We start from the raw sequence: 26,806 nt of genomic DNA, 5'->3' as shown, positions 1-26,806 counted from the left end.
CACAATATTCATTATTTAAGCGCCTACTATAAATCTCGAAATCAATTGAGCTTAGCCGCCATGTAAATAAACACATCACATGGCGCATGCCCTTTTTATTCTGAAAAACAGTTAAAGGAATAATTATGGAAAAGCATTACGTCGGTTCTGAAATTGGTCAATTGCGTAGCGTTATGCTGCACCGCCCAAATTTAAGTCTGAAACGTTTAACGCCATCGAACTGCCAGGAGCTGCTATTCGATGATGTGCTCTCGGTTGAGCGGGCGGGTGAGGAGCATGACATCTTCGCTAACACCCTGCGCGAACAGGGTGTGGAAGTCCTGCTGTTGACCGACCTTCTCACGCAAACCCTTGATATTGCAGAGGCCAAAACCTGGCTGCTGGAGACGCAAATCTCTGACTATCGCCTCGGGCCAACCTTTGCCGGCGACGTGCGCGGCTGGCTGGCAGATATGCCACACCGCGAACTGGCACGCAGATTAAGCGGCGGATTAACCTACGGTGAAATTCCGGCTGCCTTTAAAAATATGGTGGTGGATACCCACACGGCAAATGATTTTATTATGAAGCCACTGCCTAACCATTTATTTACCCGCGATACCTCGTGCTGGATTTATAACGGCGTGTCAATTAACCCGATGGCCAAAGCGGCCCGCCAGCGTGAAACCAATAATCTCCGGGCCATATATCGCTGGCACCCTGCATTTGCCGATGGCGATTTTATTAAGTATTTCGGCGATGAAAACATTAATTACGACCACGCCACGTTAGAGGGCGGCGACGTATTAGTCATTGGCCGCGGCGCAGTGTTAATCGGCATGTCTGAACGCACCACGCCGCAGGGCGTTGAGTTCCTCGCCAATAGCCTGTTCAAACACCGCCAGGCCGAGCGCGTCATCGCTGTGGAACTGCCAAAACACCGCTCCTGCATGCACCTCGATACCGTCATGACCCACATCGACGTGGACACTTTCTCCGTCTACCCGGAAGTGGTGCGCAAAGACGCTCAGTGCTGGACGCTCACCCCGGACGGCCGCGGTGGCCTGCTGCGCACCCAGGAAACGGATCTGCTGCACGCCATTGAAAAAGCGCTCGGCATTAATCAGGTACGCCTGATCACCACCGGCGGCGACGCCTTTGAAGCCGAACGCGAACAGTGGAATGACGCGAATAACGTGCTGACCATCCGCCCGGGCGTGGTGATTGGCTACGAGCGTAACGTCTGGACCAACGAGAAATATGACAAAGCGGGTATCACCGTGCTGCCTATCCCGGGTGACGAACTGGGACGCGGCCGCGGCGGCGCGCGCTGCATGAGCTGCCCACTGGAACGCGACGGAATTTAAAGGAGCCATCATGGAACGAAAACCCACTCTGGTTGTGGCGCTTGGCGGTAACGCATTGCTGAAACGCGGCGAGCCTCTGGAAGCGGAGATCCAGCGCCAGAACATCGAGCTAGCGGCTCGCACCATCGCCGGGCTGACGGAACAGTGGCGCGTGGTACTGGTTCACGGCAACGGGCCGCAGGTTGGGCTGCTGGCGCTGCAAAACAGCGCGTACGACAAAGTCACCCCCTACCCGCTGGACATCCTCGGCGCCGAAAGTCAGGGAATGATCGGCTACATGCTCCAGCAGGCGCTGAAAAACAATCTGCCCCAGCGTGAGGTGAGCGTCCTGCTCACCCAGGTGGAAGTGGACGCCGCCGATCCGGCATTTACTAACCCGACCAAATACATCGGCCCGGTCTACAGCGAAGCCCAGGCAAACACGCTGCAGGCGGAGAAAGGCTGGGTGTTCAAGGCCGACGGCAGCTATTTCCGCCGGGTGGTTCCCTCTCCACAGCCGAAACGCATCGTTGAGAGCGACGCCATCACGGCTCTGATACAGCGCGATCACCTGGTGATCTGCAACGGCGGCGGCGGCGTGCCGGTGGTGGAAAACGCCAATGGGTACCACGGCATTGAAGCGGTGATCGACAAAGACCTCTCTGCCGCCCTGCTGGCGCGCCAGATTGAAGCCGATGCCCTGCTGATCCTGACCGATGCCGACGCGGTGTACCTCGACTGGGGCAAACCAACCCAGCGTCCGCTGGCACAGGTCACGCCGGAACTGCTCAGGGGCATGCAGTTTGACGCCGGTTCGATGGGGCCGAAAGTGGCCGCCTGCCGCGAGTTTGTCGAGGCCTGCAACGGCATCGCCGGGATCGGCGCGCTGGCCGACGGGGCAGACATTCTGGCGGGCGAGAAAGGCACGTTGATTCGCCACTGAACCGTATTTTCCCCTCACCTTCCCTCTCTCCCTGTGGGCGAGGGTCGGGGTGAGGGCACCAGACAACACCATTTTAAAAGGGACGACCCAATGACCATCAATCTGAAAAACCGTAACTTCCTCAAACTGCTGGACTACACCCCGGCAGAAATCCAATACCTGATCGACCTGGCCATCGAACTCAAAGCCGCCAAAAAAGCCGGACGTGAAAAACAAACCCTGGTCGGGAAAAACATCGCCCTGATTTTTGAAAAAACGTCCACGCGCACCCGCTGCGCCTTTGAAGTCGGTGCCTTCGACCAGGGCGCACAGGTGACCTACCTCGGCCCAAGCGGCTCGCAGATTGGCCACAAGGAGTCGATGAAAGACACCGCCCGCGTGCTGGGGCGGATGTACGACGGCATCGAGTATCGCGGCTACGGCCAGGCCATCGTGGAAGAGCTGGGCCAGTACGCGGGCGTGCCGGTGTGGAACGGCCTGACCGACGAGTTTCACCCTACGCAGATCCTCGCCGACCTGATGACTATGCTGGAGCATGCTCCGGGCAAAACCCTGCCGGACCTGAGCTTTGCCTACCTTGGCGACGCGCGGAACAACATGGGCAACTCCCTGATGGTCGGTGCCGCCAAAATGGGGATGGATATCCGCCTCGTCGCACCGAAATCGTTCTGGCCGGAAGCCGGGCTGGTTGAGCAGTGCCGCGCCATCGCCAAAGAGACCGGCGCACGCATCACGCTCACCGACGACGTGGAAGAAGGCGTACACGGTGCCGATTTCCTCTACACCGACGTGTGGGTCTCGATGGGCGAGCCGAAAGAGGCATGGGCCGAGCGCGTCAGCCTGATGAAGCCTTACCAGATTAATGCCCAGGTGATGAAAGCCACCGGCAACCCGAACGTCAAGTTCATGCACTGCCTGCCGGCGTTCCACAACGAACACACCAAAGTCGGCCGTGAAATCGAGATGGCCTACGGCCTGAAAGGGCTGGAGGTGACGGAAGAGGTCTTCGAATCACCGAACTCAATCGTCTTTGACGAAGCAGAGAACCGCATGCACACCATTAAAGCGGTCATGGTGGCGACACTCGGCGACTAATCACCGCCCGGCGCGCCACGGGGTGCGCCGGGTACAGGAGAACATCATGGGCAAGTTCAAGTTTCCCTCCGCTTACACCATTCTCTTTTTTCTGATTGCCGTTGTAGCGGCACTGAGCTGGGTCGTACCTGCCGGTCAGTATCAGATGGCAATGAATGAAACCCTCGGTAAAGAAGTGCCGATTGCCGGAACGTACGCGCACGTGGCGGCGCATCCGCAGGGGCTGGTTTCCGTACTGATGGCCCCCATTGCCGGGCTGTACGATCCCATTTCCGGCCAGGCCGGAGCGATCGACGTCGCGCTGTTTATCCTGATCATCGGGGGATTTCTCGGGATCGTCACCAAAACCGGGGCGATCGACGCCGGGATCGAACGCGTAACCACCCGCCTTCGCGGACGTGAAGAGTGGATGATCCCGATCCTGATGGCGCTGTTCGCGGCTGGCGGCACCATTTACGGCATGGCCGAAGAGTCCCTGCCCTTTTATACCCTGCTGGTCCCGGTGATGCTGGCCGCCCGTTTCGATCCGGTTGTCGCCGCATCCACCGTGCTGCTCGGGGCGGGGATCGGCACGCTCGGCTCCACCATCAATCCGTTTGCCACGGTGATCGCCGCTAACGCCGCCGGGATCCCGTTCACCAACGGTATCGCCCTGCGCGTGGCGCTGCTGGTGATCGGCTGGATCATTTGCGTGGCATGGGTGATGCGCTATGCCCGTAAAGTGCGGCTGGATCCGTCATGCTCCATCGTCGCAGACAAGCAGGAAGAGAACCTCGCCCACTTCCTCGGCAATAAAGGCGAGCAGTCGCTGGAATTTACCCCGGTGCGCAAAATCATTCTGCTGATCTTCGCCCTCGCCTTCGCGGTGATGATCTACGGCGTAGCGGTGCTGGGCTGGTGGATGGCGGAGATCTCGGCGGTATTTTTGGCCAGCGCCATTATCGTCGGGCTGATTGCCCGCATGAGCGAAGAGGAGCTGACCTCGACGTTTATCAACGGCGCGCGAGATTTGCTGGGCGTCGCGCTGATTATCGGCATTGCGCGCGGTATCGTAGTCATTATGGATAAGGGCATGATTACCCACACCATTTTGCACAGCGCGGAAGGGCTGGTCAGCGGGTTGTCCACGGTGGCGTTTATCAACGTGATGTACTGGCTTGAGGTCGTGCTGTCGTTTCTTGTGCCTTCTTCGTCCGGCCTGGCCGTTCTGACGATGCCGATCATGGCACCCCTTGCTGATTTCGCTAACGTCAACCGCGACCTGGTGGTTACGGCTTACCAGTCGGCCTCCGGCATCGTTAACCTGGTCACGCCGACCTCAGCGGTTGTGATGGGCGGTCTGGCGATTGCCCGTGTGCCTTACGTGCGTTACCTGAAATGGGTTGCGCCGCTGCTGGCGATCCTGACGGTGGTGATTATGGTGGCGTTAAGCCTGGGTGCCTTGTTGTAATTTGCCGGCTGGCACTGCGCCTGTCCGGCCTACGGACCGGTGCGGTGTCACCGGTTATGTCGGGAACTGATATGGGAAATATGATGGATTACGAAGACTGCTCTCCCAGAGAACAACTGCAGCTAACGGTGTGCCAGCAGCTGATCGCCGAAAAGAGTTATCTCTCCCAGGAAGAAATCCGCCGCGATTTGCAGGAGAGAGGGTTTGACAGCATCAGCCAGTCGACCGTTTCGCGTCTGCTGAAATTGCTCGGTGTCATAAAAATTCGAAATGCCAAAGGGCTAAAGATTTATTCGTTGAATCCTCAGTTGCGCCCTGCCCCCGATGCCGCGCGTACCGTTTCCGAAATGGTGGTGAGCGTGGAGCATAATAGCGAATTTATCCTTGTTCATACCGTGGCCGGATATGGCCGTGCGGTGGCGCGAATTCTGGATTATCACCAGTTACCGGAAATTTTAGGTGTGGTTGCCGGAAGCAGTATCGTCTGGGTCGCTCCCCGGGTGGTGAAGCGTACTGCGCTGGTGCATAAACAAATTAATTATTTACTCAGAACGAATTAATATTCATAAAGAACCGTTTGCATTGAGTAAAGTGTGCATTAAACCCCTTGATCCGAAAATCGAGCTGCGTATAATGCCCGACAATTTGCCGGGAGGAAGCATGGTCAAGCGTGTACGACATAATGTCTTACCGCGTCTGAAATCAGACGCTGGCCTGCCGTTTTTCTTCCCGTTGCACAATCTATTCCCAGAGCCCCTCATTTGAGGGGCTTTTTTTTGCCCGGCGTCAGGAGATAAACATGAATCCGCTTTATCAAAAACACATCATTTCCATAAACGACCTCAGCCGCGAAGAGCTGGAACTGGTTCTGGAAACCGCGGCAAAACTGAAGGCAAATCCGCAACCGGAACTGCTGAAGCACAAGGTGATTGCGAGCTGCTTCTTCGAAGCGTCGACCCGCACCCGCCTCTCCTTCGAAACCTCCATGCACCGCCTCGGCGCGAGCGTGGTGGGGTTTTCAGACAGCAGCAACACCTCGCTGGGTAAAAAAGGCGAAACGCTGGCGGATACCATTTCAGTTATCAGTACTTACGTTGATGCGATTGTGATGCGCCACCCGCAGGAAGGCGCGGCGCGTCTGGCGACCGAATTTTCCGGCGGTATTCCGGTGCTGAACGCCGGAGACGGGGCCAACCAGCATCCGACACAGACCCTGCTGGATCTGTTCACCATTCAGGAAACGCAGGGCCGTCTGGAAAACCTGAACATCGCCATGGTGGGTGACCTGAAATATGGACGCACCGTTCACTCGCTGACCCAGGCGCTGGCGAAATTTAACGGCAACCACTTCTTCTTCATCGCGCCGGACGCGCTGGCGATGCCGCAGTACATCCTCGACATGCTGGACGAAAAAGGGATCCCGTGGAGTCTGCATGCCAGCATCGAAGAGGTGATGGGCAACGTTGATATTCTGTATATGACCCGCGTGCAAAAAGAGCGTCTGGATCCGTCTGAATACGCCAACGTGAAGGCACAGTTTGTGCTGCGCGCCAGCGATCTCGACGGCGCACGCGAGAATATGAAGGTGCTGCACCCGCTGCCGCGTATCGATGAGATCACCACCGACGTGGATAAAACGCCGCACGCCTGGTACTTCCAGCAGGCCGGAAACGGCATCTTCGCCCGCCAGGCGTTACTGGCACTGGTTCTGAATCGCGAATTGGCTCTGTAAGGGGAAATGACAATGACACACGATAACAAACTCCAGGTTGAAGCCATCAAACGTGGCACCGTGATTGACCACATCCCTGCCCAGATCGGCTTTAAGCTGCTGACGCTGTTCAAGCTGACCGAAACCGACCAGCGCATCACCATCGGCCTGAACCTGCCGTCGGGTGAAATGGGCCGCAAAGACCTGATTAAGATTGAAAACACTTTCCTGACCGACGAGCAGGTTAACCAGCTCTCTCTGTACGCGCCGGATGCCACCGTGAACCGCATCGACGAGTACGAAGTGGTCGGTAAATCCCGTCCTAATCTGCCGGATCGCATTGAAAATGTGCTGGTCTGCCCGAACAGCAACTGCATCAGTCATGCTGAGCCGGTTTCGTCCAGTTTTGCAGTGAAAAAACGTGCCGATGACATCGCACTCAAATGCAAATACTGCGAAAAAGAGTTTTCTCATTATGTGGTGCTGGCCAACTAATTGAGGTTGGTAAAGGATCCCGGCCTCCCTATAATGGCCGGGAACATTTAATCAGCTGTTATTCTGGAGAAATCATGACCAAAGTACTCGCGACGGAAAATGCACCAGCGGCTATCGGCCCATACGTTCAGGGCGTTGATCTGGGTAGCATGATTATTACCTCTGGCCAGATCCCGGTGAACCCAAAAACGGGTGAAGTGCCAGAAGACGTGGCGGCGCAGGCGCGCCAGTCGCTGGAAAACGTACAGGCTATCGTGGAGTCTGCGGGTCTGAAAGTGGGCGACATCGTGAAAACCACCGTGTTCGTGAAAGATCTGAACGATTTCGCGACCGTTAACGCCACGTACGAAGCGTTCTTCACTGAGCACAACGCCACTTTCCCTGCACGCTCCTGTGTGGAAGTTGCGCGTCTGCCTAAAGACGTGAAAATTGAAATCGAAGCGATCGCCGTACGTCGCTAAGTTTCAGTCAGGGGGCAGCCGGGGCTGCCTTTGCGCCCGGCAGGCAACGCGCTACCGGGCGTTTTGCTACTGATTCCGCGTCGCCCGTAGCAGCGTTTCCAGCGGATACACCGCCGCAATCACCACTTCATCCTGTATTTTCGCCGCGTTATCCAGCTCGCCCTGAATAGAGGCAATCTCGTTGTCATCCAGCGTCCCCTGGCGCGCCACCAGATCCGTCAGCCGCAGGCCAATCGAGGCCAGCTTATCCACCTCCTGAATAACCGGTTTAATCGCCTTCAGTGCGTAGCTGTTTTCACTTAATGCCAGCGCATCGCTGGTGTTGCTTTGCCAGCGGTTGAAGACGTGGCGCAGCGCGTCGGCGCTTTCCGTGTCTTCCGCGTCGCTGACCAGGCGGTCAGCCCATTTGTTCATCTGGCGCACCGTGGCACTTTCGGCGTTGAGCGCATCAGCAAACCGGTTAAGCGGTTCGAACTGATGGTAATTTCCGGCCTGGAACTTAAGGTGCTGACGGGTGTAATACTGCGCCGGCTCGATTGCCTGCGCGAGGATTTGCAGCGGAAGGGTATCGGCGTTATTCGCCAGACGCGTGAACTGCACCTGCTGCTGAGTATGCTGCTGCAGCCCGACCGAGACCGTCGACCAGCTGTCCATCGCCTGCAGGCGGGTGTACATGTTGTCGACATCGGTAACGTCCTGCGCGGACCATAACCGCTCCGCCACCGCAAAGGTGCGCGGCCACAGGCGGATATCCAGCACCGGTGCGACCACGTTTTCCGCCCACAGCGCGGCTTCCCCGCCGAGCAGGTTGACCTGATGAGCGGCGTCCGGTACCACCGTCGGGATGCCTTTGGGGATATCGTCCAGGCGCTTGCCGCTAATGGGATAGCGGGCATTGCCCACCAGGAAATAGCCGCTCAGCTTATCGTTGTCCACCGACACCACCGGGCGCGTTTCGCCCATCCAGGTATCGAGGGTAAACGTCACCTGATTGTCGTCGCGCCACGCAATATCCTGTACCGCACGACGGGATTTCCCGGCGAAATCAATAAATCCACGCCAGCCGGAATCCCCTTTCACCAGGGTGAAACTCCCCTCCACCGGCTTGCCTTTCAGACGCGGCATGGTGAATGACCAGCTTTGAGCGCTGTCGGTGTCGCCAATCACATCCTCGCCGTTTAACCCCTGCGGCACAATTTCATTGCGGTAGTGATAGGCGGTGGACTGGGGCTGATCGAGGTAAAAGCCGGTCGAGAGAATGCCTTTATAGCCATTCTGCGCCACCTGCCCCAGCGCGTCCTGGCCCTGCCAGGACTGGATCAAGATGCTTTTTGGCAGATCAGGATGAGCAATTTCATCCCAGCCCACCATCTGCCGGTGGTGTTTTTCGAGGATATTTTCCAGCTTGCGGTTGAAATAGGCCTGCAGGGCGTGGCTGTCTGCCAGTGTGTTGTCGCGCATAAACTGCTGAATGGCGGCGTTCGCTTTCCACTGGGTGTCATCCACCTCATCGCCGCCGATATGCAGATACGGATCGGGGAAGATCGCCGCCAGTTCACTGACTATCGCCTCCGCAAACTGATAGGTCGCCGCTTTTGTCGGATCCAGGACCGGTTTCAGCACGCCCCAGTGGCGTTCCATCACATACGGTCCCGGGGCGCTCATCAGTTCCGGGTAGGCCACGGCAATCGCCGAGGCGTGGCCCGGCATGTCGATCTCCGGCACCACGCGGATGCCGCGTTCGGTGGCATAGCGCACAACGTCGCGCATCTGTTCCGGCGTGTAAAACAGCCCGTCGCTGGCGAGCTGCGTGAGCTTTGGATAGCGTGTCGAGCTGAAGCGCCAGCCCTGATCGTCGGTCAAATGCCAGTGCAGCACGTTGAGTTTTGCCGCCGCCATGCCGTCAATCTGCCGTTTGATATCCGGCAGCGGGATAAAGTGTCGTGCCGAGTCAAGCAGCAGCCCACGCCACGGGAAACGGGGGGAATCCTCAATAATGACCCACGGCAGAGAGGTGTTTTCCGCCCCGTTTTGTATCAGCTGGAGCAGGGTTTCCATGGCGCGCAGCGCGCCAAAACGGGTGTTGGCGGTGATATCCACGCCACTGGCATCGACCATGAGCGTATAGCGCTCATCGCTGTCCGGCAGCGGCTGCGGCTTCACTTTTTTGGTAATGGCAATGCGGATGGTGGGCTTGTCCGGTTTAACGGCCTGCGGCTGTAGCGTCCAGCCGGTTTGCAGGGCGATGCGCTGGCGCAGACGGTTGACCGCGTCGCCGAGGTCATCTCCGGTAACGCTGACGGAAAGGGTGTTGTTGAGTACCAGTGCGCCCTGCGTCGCGGGACGTTCAACCTTCGCAGGCCAGGGCATCAGGGGAAGGTCGCCTGCCGGAGCGGCAAACGCTGACGCGCCGAGCATCAGCCCGGCGGTTAAGAGACTGTACCGTAACATGAATGTTCCTTATCTGACGGGCCAAATAAAGGCAAAACATTCAGTTAACATGCGCTCATTTTGTCGTCAAGCGAATGCGCTGACGGAGATCACAGGTTGTTGAATTTGGGAGGAAACGTACCCCCTCTCCCGTGCCGGGAGAGGGGGGGAAATCACTGCCACCCATACCGACGGCTATAGAAGCCTTTGACCATCTGCGTCAGCACCATGTAGCCCGCGAGGATCGCCACCAGCCACGGGAAGTAGCTCAGCGGCAGCGCCTGCAGCTGGAGGTAGCTGGCCAGCGGCGAGAACGGCAGTGCAATGCCGAGCGCCATCACGATACCGGTCATGACAATCAGCGGCCACGCGGCCCGGCTCTGGATGAACGGGATGCGACGCGTACGGATCATATGCACAATCAGCGTTTGCGACAGCAGCCCTACCACGAACCAGCCGGACTGGAACAGCGTCTGGTGTTCCGGCGTGTTGGCATGGAACACAAACCACATCAGGCAGAAGGTCAGAATGTCGAAGATGGAGCTGATCGGGCCAAAGAACAGCATAAAGCGCCCCAGGTCGGACGGATTCCAGCGCTGCGGCTTCTGGATCTGCTCGTCGTCCACGTTATCAAACGGGATGGCGACCTGAGAGACATCGTACATCAGGTTCTGGATCAGCAGGTGCAGCGGCAGCATCGGCAGGAACGGCAGAAACGCACTCGCCACCAGCACGCTGAAAACGTTACCGAAGTTGGAACTGGCGGTCATCTTGATGTACTTCAGCATGTTGGCGAAGGTACGACGTCCCTCGATAACGCCCTCCTCCAGCACCATCAGGCTCTTTTCCAGCAGAATGATATCCGCCGCTTCACGGGCAATGTCCACCGCACCGTCTACGGAGATACCAATATCCGCCGCACGCAGGGCGGGCGCATCGTTAATGCCGTCGCCCATAAAGCCCACCACATGCCCTTCGCGGCGCAGCAGGGTGACAATGCGCTCCTTGTGCATGGGTGTCAGCCGGGCGAACAGCGTGGTGCGCTGCGCAAGCGTAGCCAGCGCATCATCGGAGAGGGGCTCAATATCACTTCCCACAACGACGTCACCCGCATCCAGCCCCACTTCATGACACACTTTGGCGGCCACCAGCTCGCTGTCGCCGGTAAGGATTTTCACGGTGATGCCGCTGGCCTTTAACGCTTTCAGCGCAGGCGCGGTGGTCTCTTTCGGCGGATCGAGGAATGCGATATAACCCTCGAGGATCAGATCGGATTCGTCGATACGCTGATAGTCGCCTTCGCGTGCAGGCAGGAATTTGCTCGCCACCGCCACCACGCGCAGCCCCTGACGGTTCAGGTTATCGGTGACGCGCTTGATACGGCGCAGCATGGTTTCATCCAGCGGCACAATGTCGCCGTTATAGCGCACCTGGGTTGAGACATTGAGGATCTCCTGCAATGCGCCTTTGCAGATCAGCTGATGCACGTCCGGATGCTCGCTCACCACCACCGACATGCGGCGGCGCTCGAAGTCGAACGGGATCTCATCCACTTTCTGCCAGCGCCCGGAAAGCGTGCGGGCAGATTCTTCATCCACGCCTTCGAGCACGGCGACGTCGAGCAGGTTTTTCAGCCCGGTCTGGTAGTGGCTGTTCAGCCAGGCACTGTGCAGCACGCGATCGCTGGTTTTGCCGGCGATATCGGTGTGGTTCTCCAGCACAATTTTGTCCTGGGTCAGCGTGCCGGTTTTATCGGTGCAGAGAATGTCCATCGCACCAAAGTTTTGAATGGCATCCAGGTGTTTGACGATCACTTTCTGTTTTGACAGTTTGACCGCCCCGCGCGCCAGCGTGGAGGTGACAATCATCGGCAGCATTTCAGGCGTTAACCCCACGGCGACGGAGAGTGCAAACAGCGCCGCTTCCCACCAGTCGCCCTTGGTATAGCCGTTGATCAGCAGCACAATCGGCGTCATCACCATCATAAAGCGGATCAGCAGCATGCTGACGCGGCCAATCCCCTTCTGGAAGGCATTCGGTTCGCTCTCCTGCTCGCTCACGCGCCCGGCCAGCTGTCCAAACCAGGTGTTGCCGCCGGTAGCGATGACCATTGCCTGCGCCGTGCCGCTGACCACCGTAGTGCCCATAAAGCAGAGGGTGTCACACTCGAGCGGGTTCATCTGCTGCGGGTCGCGGGTGCGCGCCACTTTTTCCACCGGCAGAGATTCGCCGGTCAGCGAGGCCTGCGCCACGAACAGATCCCGCGCCTGAAGAATACGTAAATCCGCGGGGATCATGTCGCCGGCCGCCAGCTTCACCAGATCGCCCGGCACCAGCTGGTCGATGGGCAGCTCAACCCAGGCGTTCTCCCCGAGATCGTTAATGACGCGCGAGACGGTTGCGGTGTTGCTTACCATCGCTTTCAGGGCGTCTGCCGCGCGGGTAGAGCGGGCCTCCTGAATAAAGTTCAGCAGCGTGGAGATCCCCACCATCAGGGCGATAACCCCGGCGGCAAACAGATCTTCAGTGGCATAGGAGATAATGCCAAGCACGGTCAGCAGCAGGTTGAACGGGTTACGGTAGCAGGTCCACAGATGCACCCACCACGGCGCCGGTTTTTGCGCCGGAATTTGGTTATCGCCATGCACGGCACGGATTTTTTCCACTTCCGCCGCGTTCAGCCCCTCCGGATGCCCGCCAAAGGCACGCCAGACTTCGTTTTCATCCATCGCCGCCACGTTCAGGCAGCGTTGGCTCAGGGAAGCAGGGATCGCTGCAGAGGCCATATTTTTGGCATTTGGCAGCGGGTCGCGCTGAACAAGACGATGTGGCAGGTGGCGGCTCAGCATCGCCTGCAGCTGCCGGGTGATATTTTTAAACATAGTCATTCCCCCGCGCCCGCAAACGCGGACACAGTATTTCCTGCAGGCGTGGCAAGGCCGTACCTGACAGGCACTTAATATTTTAAGCAGGAACGTGCAGGACGTTGCTGCCTCACATACCGGTGAGACAGCACAAAGGCTGGCTTACCGGAAAGAAAGAACGCTCCCGTTCAGGAGAAGCGTGGGATCGGGATCCATGTCACCTCCGGTAAGTAAAAAAGTAAGGTGCCGCCGCGCAGTATAAGGATTTAACCGTACCGTTTGCGGCGATTCGGGCGGTATTATACTCCCCCGCAAATAAACCGAACGTAAACCAGACTTTGCCCATAGCGAAAACACGCTATAGCATTAGGCTCTACTGACCACGTTGTCATTGTTACAGGGAATACAGCATGCAGAACCGCCTTACGATAAAAGACATCGCGCGTTTAAGCGGCGTGGGGAAATCCACCGTATCGCGCGTGCTCAACAATGAGAGCGGTGTCAGCGAACGCACCCGCGAGCGCGTCGAGGCGGTAATGAATCAGCACGGTTTTTCCCCTTCCCGCTCTGCGCGCGCCATGCGCGGGCAAAGTGACAAAGTGGTTGCCATTATCGTCTCGCGTCTGGATTCCCTGTCCGAAAACCTCGCCGTTCAGACCATGCTGCCCGCCTTTTATGAGCAGGGCTACGACCCAATCATGATGGAGAGCCAGTTCTCCACGCAGCTGGTTGAAGAGCATCTGGGTATGCTCCAGCGGCGCAACATTGACGGCGTGGTGCTGTTCGGTTTTACCGGCATCAAAGAGGAGATGCTGAAGCCCTGGCAGGCGTCGATGGTGATGCTGGCGCGCGATGCCCACGGTTTTGCCTCCGTCTGTTACGACGATGAGGGGGCGATTATTACCCTGATGCAGCGTCTGTACGATAAAGGCCATCGCCATATCAGCTACCTCGGCGTACCGCATGCGGACGTTACCACCGGCAAGCGGCGTCACGAGGCCTACCTGACCTTCTGTAAACAGCACAACCTTTCCGCCGTCGCGTCTCTGCCGGGGCTGGGAATGAAACAGGGCTACGAGCAGGTCGCCAGCGTGCTGACCCCGCAGACCACGGCGCTGGTGTGCGCCACCGATACCCTGGCGCTGGGCGCGAGTAAATATCTTCAGGAGCAACGCATAGAAGGGCTGCAGATCGCGAGCGTAGGCAGTACGCCGCTGATGAAGTTTCTGCACCCGGAGATTATCACCGTCGATCCAGGCTACGCCGAGTCAGGCAGGCAGGCCGCTGCACAGCTGATCGAGCAAATTAACGGACGTGCTGAGCCGCGTCAGATCGTGATTCCCGCCCACCTTTCATAACCCTCGTTTATCAGTTTATTGTGATCTTCGCCCGATTTCGGGAACGTTCCCATTTTCGCCGTCACGCTGAAGGAGTAGGCTTGTGCTCAGGTCATTACCCCCCTCACCATCGGTCATGAGGTTTCATGATGAGTAAAGTCAAACAAGAAGATATCGACCAGTTGATTGTCCTGGTAGGCGGCCGTGAAAACATCGCGACCGTCAGCCATTGCATTACCCGCCTGCGCTTCGTGCTGAACGATCCGGCCAAAGCCGATCCGAAAGCCATTGAAGCGCTTTCCATGGTCAAAGGCTGCTTTACCAACGCCGGTCAGTTCCAGGTCGTCATCGGTACCGAAGTGGGCGATTACTATCAGGCTCTGCTGGCGACAACCGGGCACAGTTCAGCCGATAAAGAGCAAGCCAAGAAAGCTGCACGCCAGAATATGAAATGGCACGAGCAGTTAATTTCCCACTTCGCGGAGATTTTCTTCCCGCTGCTCCCGGCGCTGATCAGCGGCGGTCTGATTCTGGGCTTCCGCAACGTTATCGGTGATGTGCCGATGAGCGACGGCAAAACCCTGGCGCAGATGTACCCGGCGCTGAAAACCGTTTACGACTTCCTGTGGCTGATTGGCGAAGCGATCTTCTTCTATCTGCCGGTCGGGATTTGCTGGTCAGCGGTGCGCAAAATGGGCGGCACGCCGATTCTGGGTATCGTGCTGGGCGTCACGCTGGTCTCTCCACAGTTAATGAACGCTTACTTGCTTGGTCAGCAGGTGCCTGAGGTGTGGAACTTCGGTCTGTTCACCATCGCGAAAGTGGGCTATCAGGCACAGGTGATCCCAGCCTTGCTGGCCGGTCTGACGCTGGGCTTTATTGAAACGCGCCTGAAACGCATCGTACCGGATTACCTCTATCTGGTGGTGGTGCCGGTCTGCTCCCTTATTCTGGCCGTCTTCCTCGCCCATGCGTTTATCGGTCCGTTTGGCCGCATGATTGGCGACGGCGTTGCCTTCGCGGTACGTCACCTGATGACCGGCAGCTTCGCGCCGATTGGTGCCATGCTGTTTGGCTTCCTGTACGCCCCGCTGGTGATCACCGGCGTGCACCAGACCACGCTGGCAATTGATATGCAGATGATTCAGAGCCTGGGCGGTACGCCGGTCTGGCCTATCATCGCGCTGTCTAACATTGCGCAGGCCTCGGCGGTCACAGGCATTATCCTGGTCAGCCGCAAGCATAACGAGCGTGAGATTTCTGTTCCGGCGGCCATCTCCGCCTACCTCGGCGTCACCGAACCGGCGATGTACGGTATCAACCTGAAATACCGCTTCCCGATGCTGTGCGCGATGATCGGCTCCGGTCTGGCAGGCCTGGTATGCGGTCTGTACGGTGTGATGGCGAACGGGATCGGTGTCGGCGGTCTGCCTGGTATTCTCTCCATCCAGCCCGCTTTCTGGCAGGTGTTTTCCCTGGCGATGGTCATCGCGATTGTCGTTCCAATGGCTCTCACCACCGTGGTTTACCAGCGTAAGTACCGTCAGGGCGCGCTGCAGATTGTTTAACTTCATCTTTCGGGGCGCAGTTGCGCCCCTTCGCATTTGCAGGAACGCATTATGAATACCCTTCCTCACTGGTGGCAGAACGGCGTTATCTACCAGATCTATCCAAAGAGTTTTCAGGACACGACGGGCAGCGGTACCGGCGATTTACGCGGCGTCACGCAGCGGCTGGACTACCTGCAAACCCTCGGCATCGACGCCATCTGGCTGACGCCGTTTTATATTTCCCCGCAGGTAGATAACGGGTACGACGTGGCGAATTACACCGCCATCGACCCGGCCTACGGCACGCTGGATGATTTTGACGAGCTGGTCGCGCAGGCCCATCAACGCGGCATTCGTATCGTGCTGGATATGGTGTTCAATCACACCTCAACGCAGCACGCCTGGTTCCGGGAATCGCTGAATAAAGAGAGCCCGTATCGCCAGTTCTACATCTGGCGCGACGGTACGCCGGAACAACTGCCCAATAACTGGCGCTCCAAATTTGGCGGCAACGCCTGGCGCTGGCACGCCGAGAGCGAGCAGTACTATCTGCACCTGTTCGCCCCCGAGCAGGCGGACCTCAACTGGGAAAACCCGCAGGTGCGCGCCGAGCTGAAAAAGGTATGCGAGTTCTGGGCCGACCGTGGCGTGGACGGTTTACGCCTCGATGTGATTAACCTGATTTCCAAAGACCAGGATTTCCCGGATGACGCCGTGGGCGATGGCCGTCGCTTCTATACCGACGGACCGCGCATTCATGAGTATCTTCAGGAGATGAGCCGCGACGTCTTTACCCCGCGAAACCTGATGACGGTAGGCGAGATGTCGTCGACCTCGCTGGAAAACTGTCAGCAATACGCCTCTCTCGATGGGCGCGAGCTGTCGATGACCTTCAACTTCCACCACCTGAAAGTGGATTACCCCGGCGGCGAAAAGTGGACCCTGGCCAGGCCGGACTTCGTGGCGCTGAAAACCCTCTTCCGCCACTGGCAGCAGGGCATGCACAACAAGGCCTGGAACGCGCTGTTCTGGTGTAACCACGATCAGCCGCGCATTGTGTCGCGCTTTGGCGATGAAGGGGAGTACCGTCCCCACGCCGCGAAAATGCTCGGCATGGTGCTGCATGGAATGCAGGGCACCCCGTATATTTACCAGGGCGAAGAGCTGGGTATGACCAACCCGCACTTTAGCCGTATTACCGATTACCGTGACGTTGAAAGCCTTAATATGTTCGCTGAACTGCGGGCCAACGGTCGCGCCCCTGAAGAATTGCTGGCTATTCTGGCGAGTAAATCCCGCGATAATGGCCGCACGCCAATGCAGTGGGATGCCACACACAGTGCGGGCTTTACCGAGGGTGAGCCGTGGATTGGCGTTTGCGACAACTACGAGACGGTCAATGCCCGTGCGGCGCTGGACGATACTGATTCGGTGTTTTACACCTACCAGACGCTGATTCGCCTGCGCAAAACCCTGCCGGTGCTGACGTGGGGAGATTATGAAGATCTGCTGCCTGACCACCCTTCCCTGTGGTGCTATCGCCGGCGGTCGCAGGGCCAGACGCTGATGGTGGTGGCAAACCTGAGCCGTGAGCGCCAGCAATGGGTTCCCGCGTCAGTACAGGGAGCCTGGCGGGTCGCACTGAGCAACTATGCGGATGCTCCCCCTCAGCCCGACAACCTGCTGTTGCGCCCGTTTGAAGCCATCTGGTGGATACAGGAATAACCCTCAAGAGATACAGCCTGCTGTATCTCTTTTTTTATGTTTAGCGATACGCTAAATGTACGACGATAACTTTTACTTCACGGTGTGCCAAAATAAGAATAGCCCTGCCATTTAAATAACCTCGGCAGGACATTATGAAAAAGACAATTATTAAAGCAACATGTATTAGCGCATTATTATTAAGTACCCAGGGATGGTGCGGAAATACCTCCGTCGATCTTCGCTTTGGTCATAATACGCGCTCAGACGTAAATGATTCACGTATTAAAGTGATGCATCAGGCTGATAACGGTTTTTACTTCTCCGTCGAAGCGGCGCAAAACCATAACGATACGTTCTTTGGTGATACCGACCGATATAATCCGGACGAAAAAGGGTTAACGGAGGCAGCACAGGAAATCGAAACGCGCTGGCGTTTTGATCTGGGAAATGGGTTCGCCATCGCGCCAGGGATGGTGACCGTCTTTACCGCCAGCAATACGCATTACCGCCCCTTCATCCAGGGCTGGAAAACGTTCGATAACGGCCTGAACCTGTCTGCCCGCTACCGCTATAACACCGTTAACGATGCGCACAGCGACAAACGCCTGGACGGCAGCGGCTACACCCGCCGCGAGTCACACCAGTTCGACCTGTGGTTCGCGTACAACATCGGGAAATTCGGCATGTCCTATAACCCGCGCTTCCGCTGGCAGGATAATGTCGATCAGGGAACCGGGGATGATACCTACTGGGAGCACACCGTAGCGTTCAACTACAAGCTCGACGACGGCTGGACGCCTTACGTCGAACTGGTGTCGCTGGATAAAACCTACCTCACTCAGGATGGCAATCATGAAAATGATTACGCCATTCGTCTGGGTATCGTGAAACAGCTCTGACGGCCTGCCTACTCCGTATCGTGCTGCAGAAGCCTGCAGCCGATACGATCGACGGCGCTTAACAGGTCCAGCTGTCCCTCTCGCTGATATAAAGAGACGGCATTTATATCAATCGACAACGGCCAGCACAGCGTAGAAAGCCCGGCCAGCGTCGAACCCTGACGGGTAATCGCAATAATCTTTAGCCCCTTACGCAGCGCGTTACGCGCCATTTCTATCAGCGACTGCGTCTCCCCGGATTTACTGATCAACACCAGCGTGCCCTTCGATACCCGGGTCAACTGGTGCATATCATTCAGAATCAGGTGTGGCAGGCTCGCCAGTGACAAAAAACGCGACAGGTAGTTGAGGCTGGTGAGAGATGCCCCGCGTGCATATAAATAGATATGGCTGGAATGGGTCAGTAACCGGGACACGTCCACCACGATATCGTCTGCCTGTGGCTCCATCGCAGGCTCGGCAGGGACAGACGTAAAATGGTCGCGTAAAAACCGATAGCGAAGCTCGGTATAACTTTTATAGCCCATTTTCTTACAGACGCGATTCACCGAGGTGGTTGTCGTAAAAGTATCACGCGCAATCTCTTTTGCCGATATATCAGAAATATTGCGTGCGTGGTGCTGAATGTATTCAAATATCAACCGTTCACTTCCCTGAAATGAATTCATTTATTACGTCCTGTTAAAACCTAACAGGATATTAGCAGAATAGCGAAATAGTCTCTGGAAGGCGCTTCACATATTGCAACATAGCGTATGACGATACGTAATTAGTATTAGCAAACCTTAAACACTGTTTTAAGTTCTCTTTATACTTTCGCTATTTTCACACCCAGGGAATTATTACAATGATGAATCAAAAAATTATCGCTGTAACGGCTTGTCCTACAGGGATCGCGCACACGTTTATGGCGGCAAGTAAAATTATTGCATGGGCAAAAGAGCATAATATTGAGGTCAAGGTCGAAACGCAGGGCAGCGACGGCGTAAAAAACAGATTAACGAAACAGGATATTGCCTCCGCCACGGCCATTATTCTTGCAACCGACGTTCCCATTCAGGACGCAGAACGTTTTGAACACGTTCCTCACCTTCAGACCCGCACGCAGGAGCTGATTAAAAATACCGACCGCTACCTGCGTCAGGCGCTGGCCATGCAGAAAAACGTCACCACTGTGGCGGACGAAGACGCCATTCAGCGTTCGGCTTACCAGATTTTTATCGGCCATATCATGGCGGCCATCAGCTATATGTTACCGGTCGTGGTGATGGGCGGCCTGATGATGGCGACGGCCAAAATTACCGGGCAGTTTATTAACATTGAGCATTCGCCGTTCAGCGTGCTGGATAAAATGGGCTTTATGACCATCAAGTTCATGTACCCGGTCTTTGCGATGTATCTGGCCTTTTCCATTGCCGGTAAACCGGCGCTGATCCCCGGACTGATCGGCGGCATCATGTCAGATGAGGTCTACAAACGCTTTTTTGATATTGAAGGCTTTATGCCCTCCGGCTTTTTCGGCGCAATTGGCATCGGCTTTTTTGTCGGCTATCTGGTGCGCTGGCTGAATGATGCCATTCACGTCCGACAGCAGCTTACCACCCTAAAAACCATGCTGGTCGTTCCGCTGATCACCGGTATTACGCTGGTGATGGTAATGGAATATCTGATCAACCCGATTTTTGGTTCGCTTAACCAGTTGATGGTGGTCTTTTTTACCTCGGCGGGTGATACCGGACGCGGCTTCTATTCGGCCATGATCGCCGCGGGTACCGCGTTCGATCTCGGCGGCCCGGTTAACAAGGCGGCAGGATCGGTCGCGCTCGGCCTGAACGGCATGAGCGAGACATTTGATTTAACCGCCCGCGAGCTCTCCATCGTGATTCCTTCTATTGGGGTAGGCCTCGCCGCGTTCCTCAATGGGCGTTTTGGCCTGCCGGATGTGTTCAGCCGTGAAGAGAAAACCGTTGGCAGCACTTCGTTATTGCTGGGCTTTATCGGTATTTCAGAAGGCGCTATCCCGTTCATTCTGAAAAACCCACGCCTGATCCCCGTGTTCATGACAGGAGCCGTCGCAGGTGCGCTGGTGGCGATTGCCCTCGGCGTGAAGCAGACGTTGCCCCTGCCGGCTATCTGGGGCTGGCCGCTGGCGACCAATGTGGTCGGGTACCTGGCAAGCGTCTTTATTGGCGCACTGATTTGCGCCCTGGGCGTGCTTTATCTCAGCCCAAAGAACGCCAGATAAGGAGAGCGCAATGAGCCAGATCCACGTTATAGCCCATACCCACTGGGATCAGGAGTGGTATTTCACCCGCCAGGACAGCATGGTGCTGGCGTCATACAACTTTGCGGAGGTCATCGAGACGCTGGAGCAGGATCCGGCCTGGCAGTGCTATCACCTTGACGGGCAGATGGCGGTGGTGGATGACTTTCTCGCCATCAATCCCGATTACCGGCCCCGGCTGGAAAAACTGGTCAGGGAGAAAAGCGTGTTTGTCGGGCCGTGGTTCACCCAGACGGATACCTACAACGTTCACGGCGAATCGATTATCCGCAACCTCAAGTACGGTATCTTCGCCGCTCGGGCGCTGGGGCATGCCATGCAGGTCGGTTATCTGCCGGATACCTTTGGGCATAACGCGCAGATGCCCACGATTTTGCAGGGCTGCAATATCGATAATATCGTTTTCTGGCGCGGTGTCGACCACGACACTCAGGCCAAAAACAGCCAGTTTCTCTGGCGCGCGCCGTCAGGTGCAACCATCATCGCCTGTGCAATGGCGCTGGGGTATGGTGCGGCCAAGAATATGCGCGCGGAGGCCAGCCATCTGCACGGCAAGATCTACCCGATGGTGGATCTGCTGCGTTCACGGTCGCAGATTGACGACCTCCTCCTTCCTTGCGGCGGCGATCAGGTCAGCATCGACCCGGCGCTGCCGCATATCCTGCAGGCTGCCAGCACGCACTCTCCCACGAAGGACCGTTACGTTCTCAGCTCGCTGGAGCAGTACGTCGATCTGCTGCGCACAAAACGGGAACAGCTGGCGTTATGGGAAGGTGAGCTGAAATCGCCGCGCTACACCCGCATTCACAAAACGATCGGGTCTGTGCGTTACGATATCAAAAAGAAAAATGCCGACATCGAGCAGTTCATCCTGCGACAGCTGGAGCCCACCATCGCCATGGCGCGTCATCAGGGCATTCCGGTCACGCTCCCGATTGTGGACACCCTCTGGAAGAAGCTTCTGCGAAGCCATGCCCACGACTCCATGGGCGGCTGCAACAGCGATGCCACTAACCGCGACATTCTTCATCGGCTCGAGCAGACAGAGCAGCTTTGTCACAGCCTGTGGAATCTGGTGGTGAAGTCACTGGCCGCCGCATGCTGTCAGGAGGGTGACCTGCTCATTTTCAACCCGCTGGCCACCCCGACCCGCTGCGTGATCCACACCACCCTGTACAGTCGGGCCGACAATATCACCCTGACGTATCAGGGCCAGCCGCTGCCCTTCGACGTTCTGGAACGCGAGACGTTACCCGGAGGAACGGCCATCTCCCTCACCTGTGAGGGCGAACGCGAAACGCACCTTCCGCCTTATTTCCGCTGGCATGTTGTTCTGCAGACGCCTCTCCTGCCGCCGGTGGGCTATATCACCGTCAACCTAAAAGACACGCCGGCTCCATTTGCCAGGACCTGCGCCGCGAAAGGAGAGGCGATAGAGAATACGGTTTATCGACTGACGCTGGAGGCCGGTACGCTGGTGCTTGAAGACAAGCGCAACGCCAGGCGCATCACGTCGTTATTCAGTCTTGAAGACTGCGCGGATGCCGGAGACAGCTATGATTTCTCGCCGCTCGCGGGCGATGAACCGACGCGCTGCGCGCATTTCACGCTGATCGACTGCAGCAAAACCCCTCTTTGCCAAACGATGGTGCTTGAGGCGGTCATGTCGCTGCCACCGGATCTCGCTGGACGCCGGGAAAATACCCGCACCCCGTTATCGATGCGCATAGTGTGCGAATTACGTCACGACGATCCGAACCTGCATGTTGATAGCTCGCTGGTAAACAGCCACTGCGATCACCGGCTGCGTTTACTGATCAACAGCGATATTTGCACCCGTCACTCCCTCGCCTCGCAGCCGTTCTCGATAATCGAGCGTAAAACGGGGTACGACGATACTCACTGGCAGGAGCGCTATCGCGAGAAGCCCGTGGATATTGAAACCAGCGAGGGCATTATCGCTATCGCGCAAGCGGGCAAAGCGCTGGTCGTGAATAGCCGCGGCATGAAAGAGTTTCAGGTTATTGGACGCGATCCGGCAGTCATTGCCCTGACCTTATTCAAATCAACCGGCGTACTGGGGCGCAGCGATCTTGACTGGCGACCCGGCCGGGCGTCTGGCATTAACAATACGGTGGTCGATACGCCCGATGCGCAGCTGCTCAAACCGCTGCACTTTTCCTTCACCGTGGCGCTGGCCGATAACGCAGACCATCTGACGCTGCGCCAGCTGGAGAATCAGGCGACGGGTCACCCCTTCACCTATCAACGGCAAACGCTGCATACCCTCGATAACCGGCTTGAGCGTTTTTCGCTGCGCCTGCCCGAACGCACGCTGCCGGCAGAATTTTCGTTATTCGCCTTACCGGAACCGCTCGTTCTTTCTGCCCTGCCTCATGCGCAACGATCGCCTGGCACGATCGCCCGCGTGTTCAACGCCGGGACGCAGCCTGTCCCTGTTCCGGCTGGCCTGGCAGAGCGTCCCCAGCTCAATTATCTGGAAGAACACGTGCCATCGGTGACGACGATCCCCCCTTCTGCGACCTGTGATTTTTTGATTGAGGCTTAACATGAACTTGCTTGAACTCACGCACCCCGAACTGGTGTTTATTAACCCACCCTGCCGCACGCCTGAAGCGCTGATCCGCTGGCTCTCCGAACCGCTTGTCGGGCGAAACGTCATCACCGATAAAGACGCCTTTATCCAGAGCGTCTTACACCGCGAAAGTGAAGGTCCCACCGCGCTGGGCGAAGCGCTGGCCGTTCCGCACGGTAAATCAGACGCGGTGCAGCAGGCGGCGTTTTGCCTGGCGCTTTTTGATGAGCCGGTTATCTGGCCGGGGCTGGAAGGCGATGAAGCGGTCAGGATGGTTTTTCTGCTCGCCATCCCACACGCCGAGGCCGGCAGTACGCATATGCAGCTGCTGACGACGCTGACCAGTTCGCTGGCGGAAGAGCGGGTTCGTAACGCGCTTCTGGCGGCGCGCACCGGCGAAGAAGCGCTGTCCGCGTTGCGCAGAGAAATGCCACAAAACGCGGACGCCGAACCCGGGCGCTCACTTGTTATCCCGCTGATACTGGGGGGTATTGCGGCGGCAGCCTTTCTCCAGGCCGGACTGAACTGGGCATGCGGGGTGAGTTAACCGACTGGCGCTCGGCACATGCTGCTGAGCGCTTGTTTTTGTTGAATAATTAATCAGAATTTTCCCTCTCGTCTTTACAAACGCTGGAGTGCCCGTCGTTTGTACTCTCGTCTTTTTACTTTGTTCTGAATCAAATAAATCGCAAACATGTTTGATGCAAATCACTATATGTAGCACTTAAAATGCACGCCGACCCAACATATTGTATTTATCGTCTACTATTCCAACAACAAGACGGCGACTCAGCTCTCCGGAATTGTGGATAACACGCGTTGGGAACGTGGGAAGTCTCTGGCCTGGCTGACAATACGCCCGGTGAACACTTCTCCACCTCTGTGGATAACCTGTTTTTAAAAATGGAGTGATCATGACACCGCATGTGATGAAACGTGATGGCTGTAAAGTGCCATTTAAATCAGAGCGCATCCAGGAAGCCATTCTGCGTGCAGCTAAAGCAGCGGGTGTCGATGACGCAGATTACTGCGCCACCGTCGCAGAAGTCGTTAGCAGCCAGATGAACGAACGCAGCCAGGTCGATATCAATGAGATCCAGACCGCGGTTGAAAACCAACTGATGGCGGGCCCCTACAAGCAGTTAGCCCGCGCCTATATCGAATACCGCCACGATCGGGACGTACAGCGCGAGAAACGCGGTCGTCTTAATCAGGAGATTCGTGGCCTGGTGGAGCAGACCAACTCCGCCCTGCTGAATGAAAATGCCAACAAAGACAGCAAAGTGATCCCCACCCAGCGCGACCTGCTGGCCGGTATTGTTGCCAAACACTATGCCCGTCAGCACCTGCTGCCGCGCGACGTGGTCTCGGCGCATGAGCGCGGTGAGATCCACTACCACGATCTCGATTATTCGCCCTTCTTCCCGATGTTCAACTGCATGCTCATCGACCTGAAAGGCATGCTGACCCATGGTTTTAAAATGGGTAATGCCGAGATTGAGCCGCCAAAATCCATCTCCACGGCCACTGCGGTCACGGCGCAGATTATCGCTCAGGTCGCCAGCCATATTTACGGCGGCACCACCATTAACCGCATTGATGAAGTACTGGCACCGTTTGTCACGGCAAGCTTCAACAAACACCGGAAAACCGCTGAAGAGTGGCAAATCCCGGACGCCGATGGCTACGCGCACGCCCGTACCGAAAAAGAGTGCTACGACGCGTTCCAGTCGCTGGAATACGAGGTGAACACCCTGCATACCGCCAACGGTCAGACGCCGTTTGTGACCTTCGGTTTTGGTCTGGGTACCAGTTGGGAATCACGCCTGATTCAGCAATCTATCCTGCGCAACCGTATCTCCGGGCTTGGTAAAAACCGTAAGACAGCTGTGTTCCCGAAACTGGTGTTCGCTATCCGCGACGGCCTGAACCACAAGTTTGGCGATCCTAACTACGACATCAAACAGCTGGCGCTGGAGTGTGCGAGCAAGCGCATGTACCCGGACATCCTGAACTACGACCAGGTGGTCAAAGTGACCGGCTCGTTTAAAACGCCGATGGGCTGCCGCAGCTTCCTCGGCGTGTATGAAGACGAAAACGGCGAACAGGTTCACGACGGCCGTAACAACCTCGGTGTGATCAGCCTCAACCTGCCGCGTATCGCTCTCGAAGCCAAAGGCGACGAAGCGGCCTTCTGGGCGCTACTGGACGAACGTCTGCAGCTCGCACGAAAGGCCCTCATGACCCGTATCGCGCGTCTGGAAGGGGTGAAAGCCCGCGTTGCGCCCATCCTGTATATGGAAGGGGCCTGCGGCGTGCGCCTGAAGGCGGACGATGACGTGTCGGAGATCTTCAAAAATGGTCGCGCGTCGATTTCTCTGGGCTACATCGGTATTCACGAAACGATTAACGCGCTGTTCGGCAACCAGCACATGTATGACAGCGACGCCCTGCGTGAAAAAGGTGTTGCCATTGTTCAGCGCCTGCGCGATGCGGTTGACCAGTGGAAAGACGAAACCGGCTACGGCTTCAGCCTGTACAGCACCCCGAGTGAAAACCTGTGTGACCGTTTCTGCCGCCTGGATACCGCTGAATTTGGCATTGTCGAAGGGGTAACCGACAAAGGGTACTACACCAACAGCTTCCACCTCGACGTGGAGAAGAAGGTGAACCCTTACGACAAGATCGACTTTGAAGCCGCGTATCCGCCCGTCGCGAACGGTGGCTTCATCTGCTACGGCGAGTATCCGAACATTCAGCACAACCTGAAGGCGCTGGAAGATGTCTGGGATTACAGCTATCAGCACGTGCCGTATTACGGGACCAACACCCCGATTGACGAGTGCTACGAGTGTGGCTTTACCGGTGAGTTTGAGTGCACCAGCAAAGGGTTCACCTGCCCGAAATGCGGTAACCACGATGCGGCTCGCGTCTCGGTGACCCGCCGCGTGTGTGGCTATCTCGGAAGTCCCGATGCGCGTCCGTTTAATGCCGGTAAGCAGGAAGAGGTTAAGCGACGCGTGAAGCATTTGGGGAATGGGCAGATCGGTTAAGGCGTCGGGGGTTTCCCCTCACCCTACCCCTCTCCCTCAGGGAGAGGGAACCGAACGCGCACCTACGTTTCCCCCCTCTCCCGGTGGGAGAGGGCTGGGGTGAGGGCACCCGCGCACACACACTCTGGACATCTTCTTATGCGATATCATCAATACTACCCCGTCGACATCGTCAATGGTCCCGGTACACGTTGCACCCTGTTTGTCTCAGGCTGCGTCCATGAATGCCCCGGCTGTTACAACAAAAGCACCTGGCGCCTGAATTCAGGCCTACCGTTCACCGCAGAAATGGAACAGCGGATCATCCACGATCTCAACGACACGCGCATTCATCGCCAGGGGATTTCACTCTCCGGTGGCGACCCGCTTCACCCGCAAAACGTGCCGGACATTCTGAAGCTGATAAAACGCATTCGCCGCGAATGTGCAGGCAAGGATATCTGGGTCTGGACGGGTTATAAGCTTGAAGAACTGAATGCTGAACAGAGGGAAGTGGTGGATTTGATTAACGTGCTGGTTGACGGCAAGTTTGTGCAGGATTTAAAAGACCCTGCGCTGATCTGGCGCGGCAGCAGCAACCAGGTTGTGCATCATTTGCGTTGATCG

At 57.0% G+C, this 26,806-nt stretch carries 21 protein-coding genes; 18 read left to right on the top strand and 3 right to left on the bottom strand.

Going from position 1 to position 26,806, the window contains the following annotated elements:
• The first annotated feature begins 125 nt into the window (after positions 1–125).
• From arcA to ridA, 9 genes are all read left to right on the top strand, one after another.
• Positions 126–1,346 (top strand): arginine deiminase, encoded by a 1,221-nt coding sequence (gene arcA / locus HV340_RS02470; RefSeq protein WP_020885388.1) that lies wholly within the window; start codon positions 126–128, stop codon positions 1,344–1,346.
• 10 nt (positions 1,347–1,356) lie between these two features.
• The gene (gene arcC, locus HV340_RS02465; protein WP_040018496.1) at positions 1,357–2,268 is read left to right on the top strand and encodes a carbamate kinase; all 912 of its coding nucleotides are present in this window, start codon (positions 1,357–1,359) and stop codon (positions 2,266–2,268) included.
• Positions 2,269–2,358: 90 nt separating this feature from the next.
• Positions 2,359–3,363 (top strand): ornithine carbamoyltransferase, encoded by a 1,005-nt coding sequence (gene argF / locus HV340_RS02460; protein WP_047356909.1) that lies wholly within the window; start codon positions 2,359–2,361, stop codon positions 3,361–3,363.
• A gap of 46 nt (positions 3,364–3,409) precedes the next feature.
• Entirely contained in the window at positions 3,410–4,813 is a 1,404-nt protein-coding gene (locus tag HV340_RS02455) for a YfcC family protein (RefSeq protein WP_181216279.1), read from the top strand.
• Positions 4,814–4,893: 80 nt separating this feature from the next.
• Positions 4,894–5,373 carry an ArgR family transcriptional regulator gene (locus HV340_RS02450; RefSeq protein WP_025205741.1) on the top strand — a complete coding sequence of 160 codons (480 nt, stop codon included), beginning with the start codon at positions 4,894–4,896 and terminating at the stop codon, positions 5,371–5,373.
• 100 nt (positions 5,374–5,473) lie between these two features.
• Complete coding sequence (locus HV340_RS02445; protein ID WP_168769597.1) at positions 5,474–5,578, top strand: pyrBI operon leader peptide; 105 nt, start codon at positions 5,474–5,476, stop codon at positions 5,576–5,578.
• 34 nt (positions 5,579–5,612) lie between these two features.
• Complete coding sequence (pyrB, locus tag HV340_RS02440) at positions 5,613–6,545, top strand: aspartate carbamoyltransferase (protein ID WP_014168402.1); 933 nt, start codon at positions 5,613–5,615, stop codon at positions 6,543–6,545.
• 12 nt (positions 6,546–6,557) lie between these two features.
• Entirely contained in the window at positions 6,558–7,019 is a 462-nt protein-coding gene (pyrI, locus tag HV340_RS02435; protein ID WP_025205744.1) for an aspartate carbamoyltransferase regulatory subunit, read from the top strand.
• A gap of 74 nt (positions 7,020–7,093) precedes the next feature.
• Positions 7,094–7,480, top strand: a complete 387-nt coding sequence (gene ridA / locus HV340_RS02430; RefSeq protein WP_014168399.1) for a 2-iminobutanoate/2-iminopropanoate deaminase — start codon at positions 7,094–7,096, stop codon at positions 7,478–7,480.
• Positions 7,481–7,546: 66 nt separating this feature from the next.
• On the opposite strand, the gene HV340_RS02425 is transcribed toward ridA, so the two are convergent.
• Both HV340_RS02425 and mgtA read right to left on the bottom strand, forming a co-directional pair.
• The gene (locus HV340_RS02425) at positions 7,547–9,931 is read right to left on the bottom strand and encodes a family 20 glycosylhydrolase (protein WP_181216278.1); all 2,385 of its coding nucleotides are present in this window, start codon (positions 9,929–9,931) and stop codon (positions 7,547–7,549) included.
• Between the two features lie 152 nt (positions 9,932–10,083).
• Positions 10,084–12,792, bottom strand: a complete 2,709-nt coding sequence (gene mgtA / locus HV340_RS02420; protein WP_020885394.1) for a magnesium-translocating P-type ATPase — start codon at positions 12,790–12,792, stop codon at positions 10,084–10,086.
• 392 nt (positions 12,793–13,184) lie between these two features.
• Here mgtA and treR point away from each other — a divergent pair, with 392 nt between their 5' ends.
• The 4 genes from treR to HV340_RS02400 all read left to right on the top strand — a co-directional run bounded on the left by treR (position 13,185) and on the right by HV340_RS02400 (position 18,267).
• Complete coding sequence (gene treR, locus HV340_RS02415) at positions 13,185–14,132, top strand: trehalose operon repressor TreR (RefSeq protein ID WP_014168396.1); 948 nt, start codon at positions 13,185–13,187, stop codon at positions 14,130–14,132.
• 128 nt (positions 14,133–14,260) lie between these two features.
• Entirely contained in the window at positions 14,261–15,679 is a 1,419-nt protein-coding gene (gene treB / locus HV340_RS02410) for a PTS trehalose transporter subunit IIBC (protein ID WP_025205752.1), read from the top strand.
• A gap of 51 nt (positions 15,680–15,730) precedes the next feature.
• Positions 15,731–17,386: an alpha,alpha-phosphotrehalase gene (gene treC / locus HV340_RS02405; RefSeq protein ID WP_032679523.1), complete on the top strand. Its 1,656-nt coding sequence runs from the start codon at positions 15,731–15,733 to the stop codon at positions 17,384–17,386.
• A gap of 134 nt (positions 17,387–17,520) precedes the next feature.
• Complete coding sequence (locus tag HV340_RS02400; protein WP_032679522.1) at positions 17,521–18,267, top strand: oligogalacturonate-specific porin KdgM family protein; 747 nt, start codon at positions 17,521–17,523, stop codon at positions 18,265–18,267.
• An 8-nt stretch (positions 18,268–18,275) separates the two neighbouring features.
• Here HV340_RS02400 and HV340_RS02395 read toward each other — a convergent pair whose 3' ends face one another.
• Positions 18,276–18,935, bottom strand: a complete 660-nt coding sequence (locus HV340_RS02395; protein ID WP_181216277.1) for a MurR/RpiR family transcriptional regulator — start codon at positions 18,933–18,935, stop codon at positions 18,276–18,278.
• A 179-nt stretch (positions 18,936–19,114) separates the two neighbouring features.
• On the opposite strand from HV340_RS02395, the gene HV340_RS02390 reads away from it, so the two are divergent.
• The 5 genes from HV340_RS02390 (at position 19,115) to nrdG (ending at position 26,803) form a co-directional block, all read left to right on the top strand.
• A complete protein-coding gene (locus HV340_RS02390; protein ID WP_071993116.1) occupies positions 19,115–20,512 on the top strand; it encodes a fructose-specific PTS transporter subunit EIIC in 1,398 nt (465 codons plus the stop codon).
• A gap of 10 nt (positions 20,513–20,522) precedes the next feature.
• On the top strand, positions 20,523–23,120 hold the full coding sequence (locus HV340_RS02385) for a glycoside hydrolase family 38 C-terminal domain-containing protein (RefSeq protein ID WP_181216276.1): 2,598 nt from the start codon (positions 20,523–20,525) through the stop codon (positions 23,118–23,120).
• A 1-nt stretch (position 23,121) separates the two neighbouring features.
• Positions 23,122–23,694 carry a PTS sugar transporter subunit IIA gene (locus tag HV340_RS02380; protein WP_032681842.1) on the top strand — a complete coding sequence of 191 codons (573 nt, stop codon included), beginning with the start codon at positions 23,122–23,124 and terminating at the stop codon, positions 23,692–23,694.
• Between the two features lie 367 nt (positions 23,695–24,061).
• Positions 24,062–26,200, top strand: a complete 2,139-nt coding sequence (gene nrdD, locus HV340_RS02375; RefSeq protein WP_181216275.1) for an anaerobic ribonucleoside-triphosphate reductase — start codon at positions 24,062–24,064, stop codon at positions 26,198–26,200.
• A gap of 138 nt (positions 26,201–26,338) precedes the next feature.
• Complete coding sequence (gene nrdG / locus HV340_RS02370) at positions 26,339–26,803, top strand: anaerobic ribonucleoside-triphosphate reductase-activating protein (RefSeq protein WP_025205767.1); 465 nt, start codon at positions 26,339–26,341, stop codon at positions 26,801–26,803.
• Positions 26,804–26,806: the final 3 nt, after the last annotated feature.

Origin of the sequence: Enterobacter sp. RHBSTW-00975, assembly GCF_013615235.1 — a bacterium.
Lineage (GTDB): Bacteria > Pseudomonadota > Gammaproteobacteria > Enterobacterales > Enterobacteriaceae > Enterobacter > Enterobacter ludwigii.
Note: the sequence above shows the minus strand (reverse complement) of the source record. Positions and strands in the feature narration are given on the sequence as shown.